This is a genomic window from Novosphingobium sp. PhB165 (genome assembly GCF_004341845.1).
In the GTDB taxonomy this organism is placed as follows: Bacteria; Pseudomonadota; Alphaproteobacteria; order Sphingomonadales; family Sphingomonadaceae; genus Novosphingobium.
Genome location: NZ_SLVB01000004.1, coordinates 167,575 through 185,497 on the forward strand (window position 1 = coordinate 167,575; position 17,923 = coordinate 185,497).

17 protein-coding genes and 1 tRNA gene are annotated in these 17,923 nt (G+C 66.7%); 12 read left to right on the top strand and 6 right to left on the bottom strand.

What is annotated here, in order from left to right; genetic code table 11:
- Positions 1-2 precede the first annotated feature (2 nt).
- Positions 3-2,000: a threonine--tRNA ligase gene (gene thrS, locus EDF56_RS12375; RefSeq protein WP_132387810.1), complete on the bottom strand. Its 1,998-nt coding sequence runs from the start codon at positions 1,998-2,000 to the stop codon at positions 3-5.
- Positions 2,001-2,380: 380 nt separating this feature from the next.
- Here thrS and EDF56_RS12380 point away from each other — a divergent pair, with 380 nt between their 5' ends.
- The 3 genes from EDF56_RS12380 to EDF56_RS12390 are packed head-to-tail and all read left to right on the top strand — an operon-like array spanning position 2,381 to position 3,191.
- Positions 2,381-2,821, top strand: coding sequence for a hypothetical protein (locus EDF56_RS12380; RefSeq protein WP_132387811.1), 441 nt, complete (start codon positions 2,381-2,383; stop codon positions 2,819-2,821).
- Complete coding sequence (locus EDF56_RS12385; RefSeq protein ID WP_132387813.1) at positions 2,818-3,009, top strand: helix-turn-helix transcriptional regulator; 192 nt, start codon at positions 2,818-2,820, stop codon at positions 3,007-3,009. The genes EDF56_RS12380 and EDF56_RS12385 overlap by 4 nt, the downstream gene beginning before the upstream one ends.
- On the top strand, positions 3,009-3,191 hold the full coding sequence (locus EDF56_RS12390) for a hypothetical protein (RefSeq protein ID WP_132387815.1): 183 nt from the start codon (positions 3,009-3,011) through the stop codon (positions 3,189-3,191). Before EDF56_RS12385 ends, EDF56_RS12390 begins: the two co-directional genes overlap by 1 nt.
- A gap of 5 nt (positions 3,192-3,196) precedes the next feature.
- Here the strand turns inward: EDF56_RS12390 and EDF56_RS12395 are convergent, their stop codons facing one another.
- Complete coding sequence (locus EDF56_RS12395; protein ID WP_132387817.1) at positions 3,197-4,531, bottom strand: glycosyl transferase; 1,335 nt, start codon at positions 4,529-4,531, stop codon at positions 3,197-3,199.
- Positions 4,532-4,964: 433 nt separating this feature from the next.
- Here EDF56_RS12395 and EDF56_RS12400 point away from each other — a divergent pair, with 433 nt between their 5' ends.
- Genes EDF56_RS12400 through EDF56_RS12410 form a run of 3 tightly spaced genes read left to right on the top strand, consistent with a single transcriptional unit; the run spans position 4,965 to position 7,606 of the window.
- Positions 4,965-5,717 (top strand): alpha/beta hydrolase, encoded by a 753-nt coding sequence (locus EDF56_RS12400; RefSeq protein ID WP_132387819.1) that lies wholly within the window; start codon positions 4,965-4,967, stop codon positions 5,715-5,717.
- 15 nt (positions 5,718-5,732) lie between these two features.
- On the top strand, positions 5,733-6,617 hold the full coding sequence (locus EDF56_RS12405) for a tetratricopeptide repeat protein (RefSeq protein ID WP_132387821.1): 885 nt from the start codon (positions 5,733-5,735) through the stop codon (positions 6,615-6,617).
- On the top strand, positions 6,614-7,606 hold the full coding sequence (locus EDF56_RS12410; RefSeq protein WP_132387823.1) for an LLM class flavin-dependent oxidoreductase: 993 nt from the start codon (positions 6,614-6,616) through the stop codon (positions 7,604-7,606). Before EDF56_RS12405 ends, EDF56_RS12410 begins: the two co-directional genes overlap by 4 nt.
- 249 nt (positions 7,607-7,855) lie before the next feature.
- Here the strand turns inward: EDF56_RS12410 and queG are convergent, their stop codons facing one another.
- Positions 7,856-8,935: a tRNA epoxyqueuosine(34) reductase QueG gene (gene queG / locus EDF56_RS12415; protein WP_132388555.1), complete on the bottom strand. Its 1,080-nt coding sequence runs from the start codon at positions 8,933-8,935 to the stop codon at positions 7,856-7,858.
- A gap of 59 nt (positions 8,936-8,994) precedes the next feature.
- Between queG and EDF56_RS12420 the strand changes: the two genes are divergently transcribed.
- From EDF56_RS12420 to msrB, 3 genes are read left to right on the top strand one after another with little or no spacing between them, the layout of a single operon-like run.
- A complete protein-coding gene (locus EDF56_RS12420; protein ID WP_132387825.1) occupies positions 8,995-9,993 on the top strand; it encodes an ATP-binding cassette domain-containing protein in 999 nt (332 codons plus the stop codon).
- Positions 9,990-11,237: an ABC transporter permease gene (locus EDF56_RS12425; protein ID WP_132387827.1), complete on the top strand. Its 1,248-nt coding sequence runs from the start codon at positions 9,990-9,992 to the stop codon at positions 11,235-11,237. The genes EDF56_RS12420 and EDF56_RS12425 overlap by 4 nt, the downstream gene beginning before the upstream one ends.
- Positions 11,238-11,294: 57 nt before the next feature.
- On the top strand, positions 11,295-11,786 hold the full coding sequence (gene msrB, locus EDF56_RS12430; protein WP_132387829.1) for a peptide-methionine (R)-S-oxide reductase MsrB: 492 nt from the start codon (positions 11,295-11,297) through the stop codon (positions 11,784-11,786).
- Positions 11,787-11,793: 7 nt separating this feature from the next.
- Here msrB and EDF56_RS12435 read toward each other — a convergent pair whose 3' ends face one another.
- The 3 genes from EDF56_RS12435 to EDF56_RS12445 form a co-directional block, all read right to left on the bottom strand.
- A complete protein-coding gene (locus EDF56_RS12435) occupies positions 11,794-12,441 on the bottom strand; it encodes a PilZ domain-containing protein (protein ID WP_132387831.1) in 648 nt (215 codons plus the stop codon).
- Positions 12,442-12,655: 214 nt separating this feature from the next.
- Positions 12,656-12,740 (bottom strand) — tRNA-Leu (locus EDF56_RS12440).
- Between the two features lie 213 nt (positions 12,741-12,953).
- Positions 12,954-13,235: an integration host factor subunit beta gene (locus tag EDF56_RS12445; RefSeq protein WP_132387833.1), complete on the bottom strand. Its 282-nt coding sequence runs from the start codon at positions 13,233-13,235 to the stop codon at positions 12,954-12,956.
- 277 nt (positions 13,236-13,512) lie between these two features.
- Between EDF56_RS12445 and EDF56_RS12450 the strand changes: the two genes are divergently transcribed.
- From EDF56_RS12450 to EDF56_RS12460, 3 genes are all read left to right on the top strand, one after another.
- On the top strand, positions 13,513-15,135 hold the full coding sequence (locus EDF56_RS12450; protein WP_132387835.1) for a peptide MFS transporter: 1,623 nt from the start codon (positions 13,513-13,515) through the stop codon (positions 15,133-15,135).
- A gap of 73 nt (positions 15,136-15,208) precedes the next feature.
- Positions 15,209-16,594 (top strand): amidohydrolase, encoded by a 1,386-nt coding sequence (locus EDF56_RS12455; protein WP_132387837.1) that lies wholly within the window; start codon positions 15,209-15,211, stop codon positions 16,592-16,594.
- The gene (locus EDF56_RS12460) at positions 16,591-17,889 is read left to right on the top strand and encodes an amidohydrolase family protein (protein ID WP_132387839.1); all 1,299 of its coding nucleotides are present in this window, start codon (positions 16,591-16,593) and stop codon (positions 17,887-17,889) included. The genes EDF56_RS12455 and EDF56_RS12460 overlap by 4 nt, the downstream gene beginning before the upstream one ends.
- The last annotated feature ends 34 nt before the right edge of the window (positions 17,890-17,923 follow it).

Here is a 17,923-nt window from a genome sequence, read left to right on the forward strand (position 1 = left end):
CATCACAGCAGGTCGGGCGCGGTGGCCTCGGCCTTGAGCATGGCAATCGCCTCGTCGAGGGTCATGACCTTCTGGTGCTCGGCGCCCAGCGTACGGATGGCGACAGTCCCTTCCTCGGCCTCGCGCTTGCCGACCACCAGCAGATGCGGGACCTTCTTCATCGAATGGTCGCGCACCTTGTAGTTGATCTTCTCGTTGCGCAGGTCGGTCTCGACGCGCACGCCGGCGGCCTTGAGCTTCTGCGAGACTTCCTGCGCATAGCCGTCGGCATCGGAGACAATCGTCGTCACCACGGCCTGGACCGGGGCGAGCCAGACCGGGAGCTTGCCGGCGAAGTGCTCGATCAGGATGCCGATGAAGCGCTCGTACGAACCGAAGATCGCGCGGTGCAGCATGACCGGGCGGTGACGGTCGCCGTCCTCGCCGATATAGCTGGCGTCGAGACGCTCGGGCAGCACGCGGTCGGACTGGATCGTGCCCACCTGCCAGGTGCGGCCGATGGCGTCGGTCAGGTGCCATTCCAGCTTCGGCGCATAGAAGGCGCCTTCGCCCGGAAGTTCTTCCCAGCCGTATTCCTCGGTGGCGAGGCCGGCGTTGACGACGGCGTTGCGCAGCTCGTCCTCGGCCTTGTCCCACATCTCCTCGGTGCCGAAGCGATTGTCGGGACGCAGGGCGAGCTTGATCGCGTACGTGAAGCCGAAATGCTTGTAGACGCGGTCGGCCAGTTCGCAGAACGCCTGCACTTCGCTGACGATCTGGTCTTCGCGGCAGAAGATATGCGCGTCGTCCTGCGTGAACTGGCGCACGCGCATCAGGCCATGGAGCGCGCCGTGCGGCTCATTGCGGTGGCAGCAGCCGTTCTCGTAAAGGCGCAGCGGCAGATCGCGGTACGACTTGATGCCCTGGCGGAAGATCAGCACGTGCGCCGGGCAGTTCATCGGCTTCAGCGCCATCCACTCGGCGGCGTCCGACACGATCGGGCCTTCGTCCTCGACGTTGGGCACTTCGTCGGGGATGACGAACATGTTCTCGCGGTACTTGCCCCAGTGGCCGGACTGCTCCCACTGGCGCGCGTCCATGACCTGCGGGGTTTTCACCTCGCGGTAGCCGGCGCCGTCGATGGCGCGGCGCATGTAGGCTTCCAGCTCGCGCCAGATCAGATAGCCCTTGGGGTGCCAGAACACCGAGCCGTGCGCTTCCTGCTGGAGGTGGAACAGGTCCATCTCGTTGCCGAGCTTGCGGTGGTCGCGCTTGGCGGCTTCCTCAAGGCGCGTGAGGTGGGCGGCAAGCTGCTTCTTGTTGAGCCAGCCGGTGCCGTAGATGCGCGAAAGCATCGCGTTCTTCTGGTCGCCGCGCCAGTAGGCGCCGGAAACGCGCGTCAGCTTGAAGGCGGCCGGGTCCAGCTTGCCGGTCGAGGGCAGGTGGGGCCCGCGGCACATGTCCAGCCAGTCCTCGCCCGACCAGTAGACGGTCAGCGGCTCGTCGCCCGGCAGTTCGGCGGCCCATTCGGCCTTGAAGTTCTCGCCCTGCTGCTTCCAGCGGCTGATCAGCGTCTCGCGGTCCCAGACTTCGCGGCGCAGCGGCTTGTCGGCGGCGATGATCTTGCGCATTTCGGCCTCGATGGCCGGCAGGTCGTCATCGGTGAACGGCCCGCGCTCCGGATTCGGGGCGAAGTCGTAGTAGAACCCATCGTCCGTCGAAGGGCCGAAGGTGATCTGCGTGCCGGGGAACAGCGCCTGCACCGCTTCGGCCAGAACGTGCGCGAAATCGTGGCGGGCAAGGTCCAGCGCCTCGGCCTCGTCGCGGCTGGTCACCAGCGCGAGATTGGCGTCGCCGGTGAAAGGCAGGCTCAGGTCGACCAGCTCGCCGTCGATCTTCGCGGCAAGCGCGGCCTTGGCAAGGCCGGGGCCGATGGCGGCGGCGACGTCGGCCGGGGTGGAGCCCTGCGGCATTTCGCGGACCGAACCGTCGGGCAGGCTGATCTTGAACATCTCGGACATCGAACTCGTCTTTCCGGTTTCCAGCGGCGCTTGGGATTACCTGGGCCCATGGCACAGGCGCGCGCGCGGGTGAAGCTCTGGCGCCGCTATTTTGGTCGAATTCGGGAGAGTGACGCCGCTCGCCCGAACCCCGGGCGACGGTGGCAGCGCGATCAGGCCGCGACCAACCGTCCCCGGGGGCCCCGGGTGGTAGTAGTGGTCGAGGTGGTGCGCAGTTGCGTCATCGCGCCGTGATGTAGCGATAGTCGGCGGAAAAGTCACCCCGCATCGGCGATGGAAAGGATACGCGTCATTTTGTAAAGTAAGCTTGTCATTTGATCCGGCGTCGATGTAAAGTGAGCTTGTCATCCCGGTGATGGCGATTCGAATGGAGTCGTTCCATGACAAGGCCCGCATCCTCGTATTCGGCCGCGTTCACCCCGGCCCAGCGGCGGCACAACCGCCGGTCGCTGGCGGCTCTTGCAGTCTATGCGCTGGTGCTGCCGCCGATCGTCTGGCTGCACGCGCATGCTAACGCCTATCCGCTGGAGCAGCCGTGGCTGGCCCTGCTCTCGCTGATCCCGGCGCTGCCGCTGATCGCGATCTTCCTCAATTTCGCGCGCTATCTGTCCGAAGAGAGCGACGAATACATACGCCTGATGGTCATGCGCCAGATCCTCGTCGCGACGACGGTAGCGATGTGCTGCGCAGTGATCTGGGGCTTCCTCAGCGAACTGGGCGGGATGCGGCCGATCGCCAATTACTGGATCGCGGTGGTCTGGGTGGTGACGCAGAGCACCTGGGGCCTCGTCCAGCGGTTTCGCAGCCGGGGGGACTCATGAAGAACCGCCTCAAGGTCCTGCGCGCGGAGCGCGGCTGGAGCCAGCAGGACCTTGCCGAGCGGCTGGAGGTCAGCCGTCAGAGCGTCAATGCCATCGAAACCGGCAAATACGATCCCTCGCTACCGCTGGCATTTCGGATCGCCGAACTATTTGATATGCGTATCGAAGACATTTTCCAGAAGGGGTGATGGCGATGTTCGGGCGGCCCGATTTGCGCAAAATCGGAATTGGAGTGGCGATGGCGCTCGCGGTGGCGTTTGCCCTCGGGATGCTGCACGAAAGCGCCGCCGACCGTCGCGAAACCGCTCAGAGCGGCCCTCCGGCCGCCACTACCGTCATTGTCCGCGTGATCGGCCCGACCCTGCTCTAAGACCCCTAGTGCAGCGTCACCTTGCGGCGGCGCCAGGCCAACCGCTCCAGCGACGCCACCACCAGCCACCCTGCCGCCATGCACACGAACGGCATGACCGGGTAGTGGAACCGTGACTGGCCCGAGAACACCAGACAGATCGCCGTCGGATAGAGCGCAAGGGCATAAGGCAGCAGCCACCAGCCCGCCCAGCGCGTCCGGTCGTACAGCCGCCGCACTGTCATCACCACGAAGGCAAGCGCAAAACCCAACATCAGCAGCAGGTAATAGCCCTGATTCACCCAGCGCAGCGCGCGGTACACGGCGGGCAGCCGGGCATAGCTGGGCGCTCCGGCCTGATAGGCCCACTCGGCCTCGCCATCGGGCAGCCACAGCCTTGCCAGTTTCTGCGGGGCGAGGGCGAGGAATTCGTGCGGATGATCGGCGATCCAGCCGAAGGCCAGCCGCCGCGCCTCGGCATCGCGCGCCGTTTCGTCGAGGTCGGTGCGGGCCATCAGCGCCTTCACCACCGGCGCGTTGGGCGAATAGTCGCCGTTCGCGCCGTCATGATTGCCGGTGAGCAGGGTGTAGCCGTCGTTGGTCGAGATCGCGATCCAGTGGCCCATCTGCACCCGGTTGCGCACGGCCCACGGCGCCACCACCAGCGCCGCCGCCGCAAGGACCACCATGGCGTCCACCACCAGCCCGGGCAGGCGCTTGCCCATCGGCTTCATCCGCAGCCAGTCGACCAGGAAAATCAGCGGCACCGCCACCAGAGTCTGCGCCTTCACCAGCGTCGCGAAGCCGAACACCAGCCCGGCACCGATCAGTTGCAGGCGGTTTTCCCGCGCGACCACGGCCCAGCACGCGGCCATCAGCAGCAGCGTGTAGAACACTTCGGTCAACGCCAGCGGGACATAGGCGATGGCATTGGGATAGATCGCCAGCAAGAGCAGTCCCAGCCGCGCCGCGCCCTCGCTCGCGAACAGGCGGCGGCCCAGCGCGAGCGTCAGCAGCCCGATCAGCAGCGCGGAGACCAGATTGAAGATCCCCAGCGTCACCGGAGAGACGCCGAACTGGCTGAACGCAAAGCCCAGAGCCAGCGGCCAGCCCGGCGGCCAGAACGCGGTCGGTTGGCCCAGATCGCTGAGGTATCCGGCGCCCGAGGCCATGCCCGCCGCGCGCAGGGCATACCACTGCGCGTCCGAGCTGGGCGTCACGTCCACGAACAGCACGGCGACCCGCAGCGCGAAATAGAGCGCCCAGATCGCCAGCAGGACCGAGCGTTCGGTGGCGAACCATTCCAGCCGCAGGGCGAGCCGGCTCGGTCTCGTGGGAAAATCGAGTATCTGCGCGGACATCGTGCGGCGGGATCCTGAAACGGGCGCTTGCGGAATGCCTTACGCGCTGCACGGGGGGCGCGGCAACCATCTGGTGTCGGGGTCATCGGGATGGGGCATTATCGACCGCCCGAATGACCGCCCGCTGATATGGCACGCTGACATAAGCCCATAAAACCTCGTCGTCCCCGCGAAGGCGGGGACCCCGCTTTTCTTGCGGCGTGGAAAGAAGGAAGCGGGGCCCCCGCCTTCGCGGGGGCGACGGGGTGTTATGAGGTTGCCGTCTTTGGCGGACCGGCGAGGTTATGGGTCTCTGCTCTTGAGGGGACGACGGAGTGTTATGGGGGCGAACTCATGCAGGCCTGCCGCCCAAGCTGAACCTTCACCCACTCTCCGGCATCTTTCCCCTCCTCACCCCTTGCCGTCCCCCGGCCGCACCCCCACAATCGCGGGCATGACCGAAATCCGTTTCCACGAAATGCCCGACGGGCGCCGCATCGCCCATCGTTTCACTCCCGGCGTTGGCCCCACCCTCATTTTCCTGCCCGGCTACATGTCCGACATGACCGGCAGCAAGGCCACCGCCCTGTTCGACATGGCGGTCGCCAGCGGCCGCGCCTGTCTGCTGCTCGACTATTCGGGCTGCGGGGAGAGTCCGGGCGATTTTGCCGATGGCACGCTCAGCCGCTGGCGGGACGAAGTGCTGGCGCTGATCGCGGCGGCAGGACTGGAGGAAGTGGTGCTGGTCGGCTCGTCGATGGGCGGCTGGCTGATGCTGATGGTGGCCGAGGCGCTGCCGGACCGGGTGAAGGGGCTGGTCGGCGTGGCCGCCGCGCCGGACTTCACCGACTGGGGCGTGGCCCAGATGGACAAGAACGTGCTGGCCGATGGCGAGACGATCTGGGAAGACAACCCCTACGGCCCCGAACCCACGCCCACCCACCCCGGCTTCTGGGCGGACGGACAGGCTAACCTCATGCTGGAGAGGGAAATCGCCTTCGACGGCCCGGTGCGCCTGCTGCACGGCCAAGGCGATCCCGAAGTGCCCTGGGATATTTCGGTGCGTCTGGCCGAAAAGCTGCGTTCATCCGAGGTGCAGGTCACTCTCATCAAGGACGGCGATCACCGTCTCTCGCGCGAATCCGACGTCCATGTCCTGCTGCGCAGCGTGGCCGAACTGGTCCTTTCCCGAGCCCCGGCGGCCTGATCCGGAGACCATCCCATGCCCGTCCTGCTCCCCCTCATGCTGATGCAAGCCAATTTCGATCCGAGCGGCATCAACAGCCCGTACTCGTCGGCGCTCCCGCGTGAGATTGTCGACAAGAAGAATGAGGAGGACCGCAAGCGCCGGGCCGAGCAGGCGGCAGATGCCGCTGCTGCCGCCGGTCCGGCGGTTCCGGAGTCGAACGAAGGCTGCATGCTCGCGGTCGAATCGGACCCCGCGCACTCGGCCGAGGTCGCCCGGCAGGCGATGAACGAGGCGCAGGGCCGCACGCGCGTCCGCGCCGGGCTCTGCCTGGGCGCCGCGCTGGCCGCGCTGGACCGCTGGGACGAGGCGCGCACCGCCTTCATCCAGGCGCGCGATGCCGCCGATCTCGAAGACCACGTGAGCCGGGCGCGCCTTGGTGCCATGGCGGGCAATGCCGCACTGGGCGGCGGCAAGCCGGGGGAGGCGCTGTCGATCCTCGCGCCCGCCGTCGCCGATGCCAAGGCGGCGGAGGACAATGCCCTGCTCGCCTCGATCTCGCTCGACCGCGCGCGCGCGCTGGTTGCGCTGAATCAGCTGGACGAAGCGGGGACCGCGCTGGCCGATGCCCGTAACGCCGCGCCCGGCGATCCGCAGGTCTGGCTGCTTTCGGCAACGCTCTCGCGCCGCCAGAACAAGCTGGCCGAAGCCCAGACCCAGATCGAGAAAGCCGCCGAACTCGCCCCGCAGGATCCCGAAGTCGGGCTTGAGGCGGGCGTTATCGCCGTGCTGGCGGGCCGTGACGAGGCGGCGCGGCGCAGCTGGAATTCGGTGGTCGCCACCAGCCCCAACAGCCCGCAGGCGGCAACCGCCAAGGGCTACCTTGCCCAGCTCGGCCCCGAAGCGAAAGGCCATCCATGATCCCACTTTCGGTCCTCGATCTCGTAACCGTCCGCGAAGGCGGCACCGTTGCCGAAGCGCTGGCGATTTCCGCCCGGACTGCGCAAGTCGCTGAAAAGGCGGGTTACAAGCGCTTTTGGGTGGCCGAGCATCACGGCATGGACGGCATTGCCGGTGGGGCCACCTCGGTCGTGCTCGCGCATGTCGGCGCGGCCACCTCGACCATCCGCATCGGCGCGGGCGGCATCATGCTGCCCAACCACACGCCCTATGTGATCGCCGAGCAGTTCGGCACGCTTGCGGCGCTGTTCCCGGGCCGAGTGGACCTTGGCCTCGGGCGCGCGGCGGGGGCGGATGGGCGATTGGCCAATGCCTTGCGCAAGGACATCGTCGGCGCCTCGGAACGCTTCCCGCAGGACGTGGTCGAATTGCAGGCGCGCTTTGCCGGGCAGGCGGTGGGCGGCGTTTCCGCACCGCAGGCCGACGGCGCAGAGGTCGAGATGTGGATTCTCGGCTCCAGCCTGTTCGGCGCGCAACTGGCCGCCATGCTGGGCCTGCCCTACGCCTTTGCCTCGCACTTCGCGCCTGCCATGCTGGACGAGGCGGGACGGATCTATCGCGAGCGGTTCCAGCCCGGAAAAGGGCTCGACAAGCCGCATTTCATGGCCGCGATCAACGTCTTCGCGGCGGATACCGACGAGGAGGCGCATTACCTCGCCTCGTCCACCGACCAGAGCTTCGTGGCGCTGCGCACCGGCACGCCCGGCCGCCTGCCGCCGCCGATCCGCGACTATCGCGCCGGTCTGCCGGGATCGGCGCGGGCGATGCTGGAACAGGTCCGCTCGGTCAGCGCCGTCGGCACTCCGGCGCGGGTGCGGGATGAGATTCTTGCCTTCCGTGATCGGACGCAGGCGGACGAACTGATCGTTTCGGGCGCGATGTTCGATCCGGATGCGCAGATGCGCTCGCTGGAGCTGGCGATGGGGGCTTTGGAGGCGGCGAAGGTTTAAGGTTTTTTCACGCGGAGGCGCGGAGACGCGGAGAAGGAAAAGGGGAGGCACGCAGAGACGCAGAGACGCAGAGATGTATTGTTTGCGGCGAAGCCGCTTTCTCTCGCTCGGGCAGGCTTGCCGTCAGGTTCGTGAGAGAAAAGCTGCCTGCGGCGCGGTGCAACATCTCTGCGCCTCTGCGTCTCTGCGTGCCCCTCGCTAACTTTTCTTCTCCGCGTCTCCGCGCCTCCGCGTGAAACTTCCAGAAGTCTATAAAGCCCCGGTCTGCAATCGCTCCAGAGCCCAAACGGCGGCATCGGCAACTGCCTCGTCGGCATCGCCCAGCAACGCCTCCACCACCGGCAATAGCGCCGGCCGCCCGCTGTTACCCGCCGCATAGAGGCAATTGCGCACAAAGCGATTGCGGCCGATTCGCTTGATCGGCGAGCCGGAAAACAGCTTCCGAAACCCCGCATCGTCCAGCACCAGCAAGTCCGCGAGTTCCGGCGCGGTGAGTTCGGCGCGCGGCAGGAATGCCTTCATGGTGTGCGCGGTCTCCGCGAACTTGTTCCATGGGCAGACCGCCAGACAATCGTCGCAGCCGTAAATGCGATTGCCCAGCGCGGCGCGGAATTCCTCCGGGATCGGCCCCTTGTGCTCGATCGTCAGATAGCTGACGCAGCGCCGCGCATCGAGGCGGTAGGGGGCCGGAAAAGCGCCGGTCGGGCAGGCATCCTGACAGGCACGGCACGATCCGCAGCGGTCGCGGCCGGGGGCGGAGAGTGGCAGGTCCAGCGTCGTGTAGATCTCGCCCAGAAACAGCCATGAGCCGTGCTCGCGGCTGACCACATTGGTGTGCTTGCCCTGCCAGCCCAGCCCGGCCTCGGCCGCCAGCGGCTTTTCCATGACCGGAGCGGTATCGGTGAAGACTTTGACCCCGGCCTCTCCGAAACCGCGCTTGCGGGCCTCTTCGACCAGCCAGCGGGCGAGGTGCTTGAGCGCTTTCTTGACCACGTCGTGATAGTCCGCGCCTTGCGAATAGACCGAGATTCGGCCCACTTCGGGCGTCTCGGCCAGAGCGAGGGGATCGGCGGCGGGCGCATAGCTCATGCCCAGCGCGATCACTCGCCGCGATTCGGGCCAGAGTCCTTGCGGCGAGCGGCGATGATGCGCGCGGTCGGCCATCCACTCCATGGAGCCGTGCATGCCCTCTGCCAGCCACGAATCGAGCCGGGCCGCACGGGCAGGATCCTCCTCGGCCCCGGCAATGCCGAAGGCGCAGAAACCCAGCGCGCGGGCTTGCGCTTCCAGGTCCCCCGCCAATAGGCTCAGGGGGGGCACTTCACTTATCGGGTTGTTAACCAAGCTTGCGGATGCTCCGGTTCACGGCATGAGGATAAATGGCCTCCATGAACATCGCACTAGGAGATTGGCCCTTGGCCAGCAATGAGGGAGGTCAGGCCGACGGGCGGCCTCTCGCGATCGACGCGCACGGCCTCGTCAAGCGCTTCGACGGGTTCACCGCGGTCGACGGGGTGGACCTTCAGGTGCCGGTGGGCGCGGTCTACGGCATCCTTGGCCCGAACGGCGCGGGCAAGACGACGACCTTGCGCATGCTGCTCGGCATTATCGATCCGGACGAGGGAACCCGCCGGATTCTGGGCGCGGAGCGGCCGCACGACGTGGCCCATGCCATCGGCTACCTGCCCGAGGAGCGCGGTCTCTATCCGGCGATGAAGGCGACCGAGGCCATCGCATTCCTGGGCTCGCTGCGGGGCCTGCCGCTGAAGGAAGGGCGCAAGCGGGCGCACGAACTGCTCGAACGGCACGGCCTCGGCTATGCGGCGGACCGGCAGATTCGCCAGCTTTCCAAGGGCATGGCGCAGCAGGTGCAGATTCTGGGCACGCTGGTCCACCGCCCGCGACTCGTGATTTTCGATGAGCCTTTCTCGGGCCTCGACGCGCTGAATCAGGGCAAGCTCGAAAAGATGATGCGCGGGCTGGCGGAGGAGGGGACGACGGTGATCTTTTCCACCCACGTCATCGCCCATGCCGAGCGCCTGTGTGACGATGTGGCGATCATCGCCGGAGGCAAAGTGCCGTTCGCGGGCCCGGTCGACGTCGCGCGCGATCGCATTCGCCCGCAAGTCCGGCTGGAAACCCGCGCCGAGGACGGCCCATGGCGGGCTGCGCTTCCCGCCGACCTGCGGCGCGAGGGCGCGTTCTGGAACTTCTCGCTGCCCGAAGCCGGTGTCGAGCCGCTGCTGCGCGCGCTGATCGAGGGCGATGCGGGCATCCTCTCGCTCTCCATCGAGCGCGCGGGGCTGCACGATGCCTTCGTGGCCATCGCCGGTGAGGCGGCGGCCAGAGCGCTGGAAGAAAGCCCCGAACAGGAGCAGGCCCGATGAGCGACAAGACCCGCACTGGCACTCGTACGGGCCGCTTGTCGGTCCTTGCCGCCGCCTGGGTGGTTGCCCGCCGCGATTTCACGGCGATCCTGTTCAGCCGCAGCTTCTTCTTCTTCCTGCTGGGGCCGTTGTTCCCGGTGATCGTCGGCGCTTTGGCCGGCAGCGTCGGCGCCCGGGTGCAGGCGAGCGCGGAGCAGCCGGGCCTTGGCGTGGCGATGAGCGCTGCCGATGTCGATGCTCTCAGTGCCGCAAGGGCGCGGCTCGTCCCGGCGCTGGGCGATGCGATACCCAATCTGATCGTGCTGGAAAAGCTGGCGCCCGGCCAGACGTTCGACGCCCGCGCGGCGCTGGCGGGGAAAAAGGGCATCGCTGCCGTCCTTACGGGCACGCTGGCCGAACCGGTGCTGACCGGCCCCGATGGGCTGATCGGCAACTGGCGCGGTCCGGTCTCGATGCTGGCGGTGCAGGCCCGCTCGGGCCATGTGATCGCCTATCCGGAGATCGCGCTGCAACCCGTGGCGACGAGTTCGGCGGGCGAACGCCGGGGCCGCCTGACCACCGCGCAGAGCGCGCAGATGATGCTGTTCCTGCTGACGATGATGCTGGCGGGCATGGTCCTGTCCAACCTTGTGGAGGAAAAGGGCAACAAGATCATCGAAGTGCTGGCCGCTGCGATTCCGATGGATTCGGTGTTCTTCGGCAAGCTTTTCGCGATGCTGGGCGTCTCGCTGGTGGGCATTGGCACCTGGGCGGCGGCCGGATCGCTGGTGTTCCTGCTGGGCGGATCGCACTTGCCGCATCTGGCCGAACCGGCGGTGGGCTGGCCTATGTTGATCGGGCTGGGCGTGGTCTACTTCGCCATGGCCTATCTGCTGCTCGGCTCGGTGTTCCTGTCGATCGGTTCGATGGCGACCACCGTGCGCGAGGTGCAGACCCTGTCGATGCCGGTGACGATGCTGCAATTGATGGTGTTCTTCTTCGCCAGCTTCGCAATGACCCAGCCCGGCAGTATGGTCGAGACCGCTGCCCTGATCTTCCCGTTCAGCTCGCCCTTCGCGATGCTGGCGCGGGGGGCGCAGGATCCGGCGATCCTGCCGCATGTGCTGGCCATCGGCTGGCAGGCGCTGTGGGTCGTCGTGTTGGTGCGGATCGGCGCGCGGCTATTCCGCTCGCGGGTGATGAAATCGGGACCGGCGCGCGCGGGCAAGCGCACAAAGGCCCGCCGCGCCGCGGAAGCCGTGTAACCGGACGGGAGCGCACGGCGAACTGGGAGTAGAGGACTGGTTGCCGGGAGAGCTTCGATGCCGATTCGATCGACGCGCCGCGAGTTTCTGGGCTGGCTGGGCGTGGGCGCCGCGATGCCGGTGCTTGCCGCCTGCGGCATCGACCCGGCCGAGGCGAAGAACTATCCGGTCAGCTACAGCACGGCGGATTGGCGGCGGCGGCTGACGCCCGCGCAGTTCCACGTGCTGCGCGAGGCGGGGACCGAAGCGTCGTTCTCCTCGCCGCTCGATAGCGAGCACCGCAAAGGCACGTTCCTTTGTGCCGCCGATGGCAACCCGCTGTTCTCCTCGGCCACCAAGTTCGACAGCCACACCGGCTGGCCCAGCTTCTGGAAGCCGCTGCCCGGCGCGGTGGAGATGTCGACCGACTATATGATCGGCGTCCCCCGAACCGAGGTACACTGCGCGCGTTGCGGCGGGCACCTCGGCCATGTCTTCGACGATGGCCCGCCGCCGACCGGCAAGCGCTATTGCATGAACGGCGTGGCCATGACGTTCCGCCCCGGCTGAGCGCGGCTCAATCCTCCGGGGCTGCCGCCTGCATGCGCGAGGTGCGCAGTGCCAGCTGCTCCAGACTCATGAGCTGGGTGAAGACAAGGCCATAGTCCGGATGCCGACGCCAGCAGACGGTGGCGTCGAAGCCGGGTAGCTCGCTGGCAGAAAGCCGCAGCTTCTGCCCTATCGCGAGCATCTGGTCGGTTTCGATTCCGGCACCCTGCCGCGAAAGATCGCGGATCGTGGCGGGATAGTCCTGTCCGGCAAAGGCGATCACGGCGGGGTGATCGACCCGCAGGCGCACCGGGCGCTTGGGGAAGGGGCCGGCCTCTGCAATGAAGCGGATGAGATCGACCGGGCCGACGAAGCGGAAACCGGCCTCACCGCCTTCTTCCCACACCTGTTCCATCGGAAAGCGCTCTCCGGTGGTGATTTCAAGCGCGTAATCGTCGGCGACGGGAAGGTCATGGAACAGCTTGAGCTTGACCCCGCTCTCGGAAACGTCGCGCACGATGCACAGGTATTCGCGGCCGTTCCCCACCAGCTTGGCCTGACGCAGCAGCAGCGCGAATCGCGGCTGGTCGCGTTGGTCCGGGCTCCGGCCGGTGGGCGCGGGTGATGGTTCGATGGCGGCCTCTGCGCCCGGCGGCACGCGGTCGGGATAGGTCATGTCGTGGTGCACCCCTGTCGATCGTTCTGCCCGAATTCCGGCGAATCGCCATCCGTCCGCCATGCCGGCGCGAAGGTGAGCGACCGCGATCGGTCCTGAGACCGGTCGGATTCGATATCTGTTGCGAGCCAAGCGGGTACGTCGCCGAGAATACCGATTCGCGGGTTACCGAAGTGTGAAGACTATTCCGGGGGAGGTTGTCCCGTTCAGGGGCTGGTGCGGGCGGCGGGACTCGAACCCGCACTGGGATACCCAAGGGGATTTTAAGTCCCCGGCGTCTACCATTCCGCCACGCCCGCACAGCGTGCCTGTGCACGCAGCCGCTGGCGATCTGGCAGATCGCGGCGCACCGGGCAACAGCGTAAAAGCAGGATCCGGGGACAACGATTGTCTGAAAAAAGCGATTGGACGGGCCGTGACAGCGCAACAGCCTGCGCGCTGGTGGCGCCGGCTATCTCACCGAACGGCCGTGCAAATCGGGGCAAATCCGGACGGGCCGGAGTTTGCGGACCTCAGTGCACGTTCAGGCGCGCGCGCATTTCCTTGCCCGGCTTGAAATAGGGCACGCGCTTCTCCGGCACTTCCACGCTTTCGCCGGTTCGCGGATTGCGTCCCTTGCGGCTTTCGCGATGGCGCGTGGAGAAAGCACCGAATCCACGAAGCTCCACACGGCCACCATCGGCGAGTCGCTGGGCGATCTCGTCAAAAAAGGTGTCGACAGCGCGCTCCACGTCTTCAGAGCGCAGTTCGGGATTTTCCTTCGAAAGGGCTTGCAGCAGTTCAGATCTGATCATCGCGCACCTTCCCTAGAGCCAGCCGAAAAAAATCCGCGGCCACGCCCGAATCACAATATTTCGCGTGACTTGGATCGCTCTGAACCAGAAAATGCCACTGCCGGGGCTTTCGCGCAATGCTCCTACCGGATGAGTTCTTTTTGATGCTCCGGCCGGGCCTGCGCCGCGCAGCCGAGCCATTTCGCTCGACCGCAGCCCCATTTACAGCGCCGATTTGCCCGTTAACGTCCGCTTTTTTACCGCCACGGGTCGGCGTGAACAAAGCACAAGAGGGCGCATGAAGGATATCGGAACCTGGAACGAGGGGGACTGGGTCGGCGCGATCGGCGCGATCCTGCTGTTCGCCATTTTGGCGATCGGCGGCGTCATCGCCTCGCGCAAGAGCCAGGAAGTGGTGGGCCACCCCCGCGGTCTGTTCGTGCTTTTCTACACGGAGATGTGGGAACGCTTCTCGTACTACGGGATGCGCGCCCTGCTCATCCTCTATCTCACCAAACATTGGCTGTTTGATGACGGCAAGGCGAACCTGATCTACGGCGCCTACACCAGCCTCGTCTACATCACCCCCGTGCTGGGCGGCTATCTGGCCGACCGCTACCTCGGCCAGCGCAAGGCCGTGCTGTTCGGCGGCGTGCTGCTGGCCTTCGGGCACGTACTGATGGCGTTCGAGGGTGTCGGCGGGCAGAGCGATCCCACGATCAACGTGTTCTGGCTGGCTCTGGCCTTCATCATCGTCGGCTCGGGCTTCCTCAAGGCGAACATCTCGGTGATCGTCGGCCAGCTCTACAACCTCACCGACGAACGCCGCGACGGCGCCTATTCGCTGTTCTACATGGGCATCAACACCGGCGCCGCGCTGGGCACGATCCTGGTCGGCTACCTCGGCGAGACGATCGGCTGGGGCTATGGCTTCGGTCTTGCCGGCATCGGCATGGTGCTGGGCCTGATCATCTTCATGGTCGGCAAGCCCGCGCTGCGCGGCCGGGGCGAGCCGCCCATGCCGCTCACCAAGAACCGCGAGTGGACCTTCTACGGCATCGGCACGGCTTCGGTCGCGGTGCTTTGGGCGCTGATCCAGTTCCAGGCGGTGGTCGGATCGCTGCTGCTGATCTCGGCCGTGGCGCTGCTCGGCTATATGCTGGTCGAAGCGTTCCGCATGCCCAAGGAACCGCGCGAGCGCATCTTCGCGATCATCTTCCTGTTGGCGTTCCAGCCGATCTTCTGGGGGCTGTTCGAACAGGCGGGCGGTTCGCTCTCGCTGTTCACCGACCGCTTCGTGGAGCGCGGCGGCGTGCCGACTTCGCTGTTCCAGGCGGTCAACCCGATCTTCATCGTCACTTTCGCGCCGATCCTGGCGTGGCTGTGGCGTTCGCTGGGTCGCAAGCAGGTTGAGCCTTCGGCGCCGGCGAAGTTCGGCTACGGCCTCGTGCTCGTCGGCCTCGGCTTCGTGTCGCTGGTCTGGGGCGATGCGGTTGCAGGGCCGGGCGCCAAGGTCGGCGTGTTCTTCATCTTCCTGATCTACTGGTTCCACACGCTGGGTGAGCTTTGCCTCTCGCCGGTGGGTCTCAGCGCGATGAACCGCCTTGCCCCCCGCCACCTTGCCAGCTTCATCATGGGCGCGTGGTTCTTCGCCACCGCCGGCGGCAACTTCGTGGCCGGCATGATCGGCCAGGCGACCGGCGGCGAACACGGCGCGATGACCCGCGAGGGCACCGTGGCGATCTATGGCACGATCGGCTGGTGGGTCGTGGGTATCGGCGTTGCCGTCATCCTCGTCGCGCGGTTGGTGAAGCGCTGGATGCACGTGGACACGCTGCAGGATATCGAACTGGAGGGATCCTCCGAGTTCGGGCTGGAGGCACAGGAAGCCGGCATCCACCCAACGCTCAAGCCGAACTGACACTTACCACCGGCCCGGAAACCACGGTTTCCGGGCCGGTTTCGCGAATACGCTTCAAAACAGGGGAATCCACATGACCAAAACGCCGGGATTGCGGCGCTGGACGTCGCTGCTCGTGCTGGGCACGGCGCTTGCGCTCAGCGCCAACAGCGCCGACGCCAAGAAGGACGACAAGAAGGCGGCCCCCATCGTCGCCGATCCCTATCCTTCCACCTACAAGGCCTATCCGGGCACGCCCACCGCATTGGTCGGTGCCACCGTCTATGACGGGCGCGGCGGCAAGATCGAGAACGGCGTGGTGCTGTTCCGCGACGGCAAGCTGGTCGCCATCGGCGCCGCTGATATGGCGATCCCGGACGGCTACACGCGGATCGACGGCCGGGGCAAGTTCGTGACTCCCGGCGTGATCGACATCCACTCGCACCTCGGCGTCTACCCCTCGCCCGCGGTCGATGCGCTGGCCGACGGCAACGAGATGACCAACCCGACCACCCCCGATGTCTGGGCCGAACACTCGGTCTGGCCGCAGGACCCAGGGTTTACTCGCGCGCTGGCCAATGGCGGCGTGACCACGCTGGAAATCCTGCCCGGTTCGGGCAACCTCATGGGCGGGCGCACCGTCACGCTGAAGAACGTGCCCTCGATCACCGTGCAGGGCATGAAGTTCCCCGGCGCGCCCTATTCGCTCAAGATGGCCTGCGGCGAGAATCCCAAGCGCGTCTACGGCGAAAAGGGCCAGAAGCCCTCGACCCGCATGGGCAACTTCTCGGTGGACCGTCAGGCCTGGATCGACGCCCGCCACTACATGGACGGCGACCATTCCGAGCGCGATCTCGGCAAGGACACGCTGGAAGGCGTGCTGAAGGGCCAGATCCTCGTCCAGAACCACTGCTACCGCGCCGACGAGATGGCGCAGGTGATCGATATGGCCAAGGAGATGGGCTACAAGGTCACCGCCTTCCACCACGCCGTCGAAGCCTACAAGATCGCCGACCTGCTGCGCGACAATGACATCTGCGCCGCCGTCTGGGCGGACTGGTACGGCTTCAAGATGGAAGCCTACGACGCCATTCCCGAGAACGCCGCGCTGCTCGCCAATGCGGGGACTTGCGTGGTGATCCACTCGGACGACGAGAACGGTATCCAGCGCCTCAACCAGGAGGCCGCCAAGGCGCAGGCTGACGGCCGCCGCATCGGCATCGACATTCCCGACGCCAAGGTGGTCGGCTGGTTCACCTACAACGCCGCCAAGTCGATGGGCATCGGCGACAAGACCGGCAGCCTCGAAGCCGGCAAGATGGCCGACGTGGTGCTGTGGAACGGCAGCCCGCTCTCGGTCTATTCGCGCCCGGAGAAGGTCTGGATCGACGGGGCCCTGATGTTCGACGCGCTGGATCCCAAGCGCCGCCCGGTGAGCGATTTCGAGCTGGGCCAGCTCGGTGAAGGAGACGTGAAATGAGCCGCCGCGCCCTGATCCTTGCGGCGCTGGCTGCAACGGCCTTCGCTCCCGCCGCTTTCGCGCAGGACTTTGCGGTGACCAACGCCACGGTCGCCACCGGCGACGGCGGTGCGCCGATCGAGCATGGCACTGTCGTCGTGCGCGCCGGCAAAGTGGTCGCGGCCGGAGCCGGCGTTGCCGTGCCCGCCGGTGTCCAGACCATCGATGGTACCGGCAAGTGGGTGACGCCGGGCCTGTTCTCGGCCGTTACCGACCTTGGCCTCTGGGATGTCGAGGCAGTCTCCAACAGCAACGACAGCGCGGCGGACAAGTCGCCCTTCAACGCCGCGCTCGACGTGAGCCCGGCGATCAACCCGTCCAGCGAGCATATCGCGATCAGCCGCGAAGGGGGTGTCACCCGCGCCAGCGTCGCGCCCGCCAACGGCGATTCGATCTTCGCGGGGCAGGGCGCGCTGATCGACCTTGGCGCCGATCCGAACGCGGTCACCAAGGCGCGGGCCTTCCAGTACGTGCAACTGGGTGAGGCCGGTGCGAAGCTGGCTGGTGGCAGCCGGGTTGCCGCGCATGTCGCGCTGCGCAGTGCCTTGCGCGAAGCGCGCGACATTGCCGCCACGCCGAATGCCGCGCGCAGCACGGACGCCATGTTGACTCACGCCGATGCGGTAGCATTGGCGCCGGTGCTCGACGGCCGTCAGCCGCTCTATGTCGGCGTCGAACGTGCGGCGGACATCCGCAGCGTGCTCGCGCTCAAGAGCGAGTTCCCCAAGCTCGACCTCGTGCTGGTCGGGGCGACCGAGGGCTGGCTGGTCGCGAGTGAGATCGCCGCCGCCAAAGTGCCGGTGATCACAATGCCGCTGCGCGACTTGCCCTCCGCGTTCGAGGCGCTGGCGGCCACGCAGTCCAACGTCGGACGCATGAAGAAGGCGGGCGTGAAGGTCGCCATCGGCATGTTCAGCGGCTCCAACCAGCCGCGCTATGCGCCGCAGGAGGCCGGGAACCTCGTTGCACTGGCCAAGCTGCCCGGCGCGGCGGGCCTGACCTGGGGCGAGGCGTTCGCGGCGATCACATCGGTCCCGGCCGAGATCAGCGGCATGGGCGGAAAGGCGGGCGTTCTGGCGCCCGGCGCCGTGGGTGACGTGGTGATCTGGGACGGCGACCCGCTCGAACTGTCCTCGGCCCCGCTTGAGGTGTTCATCGATGGCGTCAAACAGCCGCTCGACAATCACCAGAGCCGTCTGAAGCAGCGCTACCGGAATCTCGACCGGACTTATCTGCCCAAGGCTTTCGACTGGTAAAGGCTTCCCCGGAGCGTGGCGCTGCAGGTGTGGC

Coding starts and splice junctions, on each gene's coding strand:
- EDF56_RS12455 (WP_132387837.1), top strand. CDS start 15,209: ATGACCAAAACGCCGGGATTGCGGCGCTGGACGTCGCTGCTCGTGCTG.
- EDF56_RS12380 (WP_132387811.1), top strand. CDS start 2,381: ATGACAAGGCCCGCATCCTCGTATTCGGCCGCGTTCACCCCGGCCCAG.
- EDF56_RS12410 (WP_132387823.1), top strand. CDS start 6,614: ATGATCCCACTTTCGGTCCTCGATCTCGTAACCGTCCGCGAAGGCGGC.
- EDF56_RS12390 (WP_132387815.1), top strand. CDS start 3,009: ATGGCGATGTTCGGGCGGCCCGATTTGCGCAAAATCGGAATTGGAGTG.
- thrS (WP_132387810.1), bottom strand. CDS start 2,000: ATGTCCGAGATGTTCAAGATCAGCCTGCCCGACGGTTCGGTCCGCGAA.
- EDF56_RS12460 (WP_132387839.1), top strand. CDS start 16,591: ATGAGCCGCCGCGCCCTGATCCTTGCGGCGCTGGCTGCAACGGCCTTC.
- EDF56_RS12435 (WP_132387831.1), bottom strand. CDS start 12,441: ATGACCTATCCCGACCGCGTGCCGCCGGGCGCAGAGGCCGCCATCGAA.
- msrB (WP_132387829.1), top strand. CDS start 11,295: ATGCCGATTCGATCGACGCGCCGCGAGTTTCTGGGCTGGCTGGGCGTG.
- EDF56_RS12420 (WP_132387825.1), top strand. CDS start 8,995: ATGAACATCGCACTAGGAGATTGGCCCTTGGCCAGCAATGAGGGAGGT.
- EDF56_RS12400 (WP_132387819.1), top strand. CDS start 4,965: ATGACCGAAATCCGTTTCCACGAAATGCCCGACGGGCGCCGCATCGCC.
- EDF56_RS12450 (WP_132387835.1), top strand. CDS start 13,513: ATGAAGGATATCGGAACCTGGAACGAGGGGGACTGGGTCGGCGCGATC.
- EDF56_RS12425 (WP_132387827.1), top strand. CDS start 9,990: ATGAGCGACAAGACCCGCACTGGCACTCGTACGGGCCGCTTGTCGGTC.
- EDF56_RS12445 (WP_132387833.1), bottom strand. CDS start 13,235: ATGATCAGATCTGAACTGCTGCAAGCCCTTTCGAAGGAAAATCCCGAA.
- EDF56_RS12385 (WP_132387813.1), top strand. CDS start 2,818: ATGAAGAACCGCCTCAAGGTCCTGCGCGCGGAGCGCGGCTGGAGCCAG.
- EDF56_RS12405 (WP_132387821.1), top strand. CDS start 5,733: ATGCCCGTCCTGCTCCCCCTCATGCTGATGCAAGCCAATTTCGATCCG.
- EDF56_RS12395 (WP_132387817.1), bottom strand. CDS start 4,531: ATGTCCGCGCAGATACTCGATTTTCCCACGAGACCGAGCCGGCTCGCC.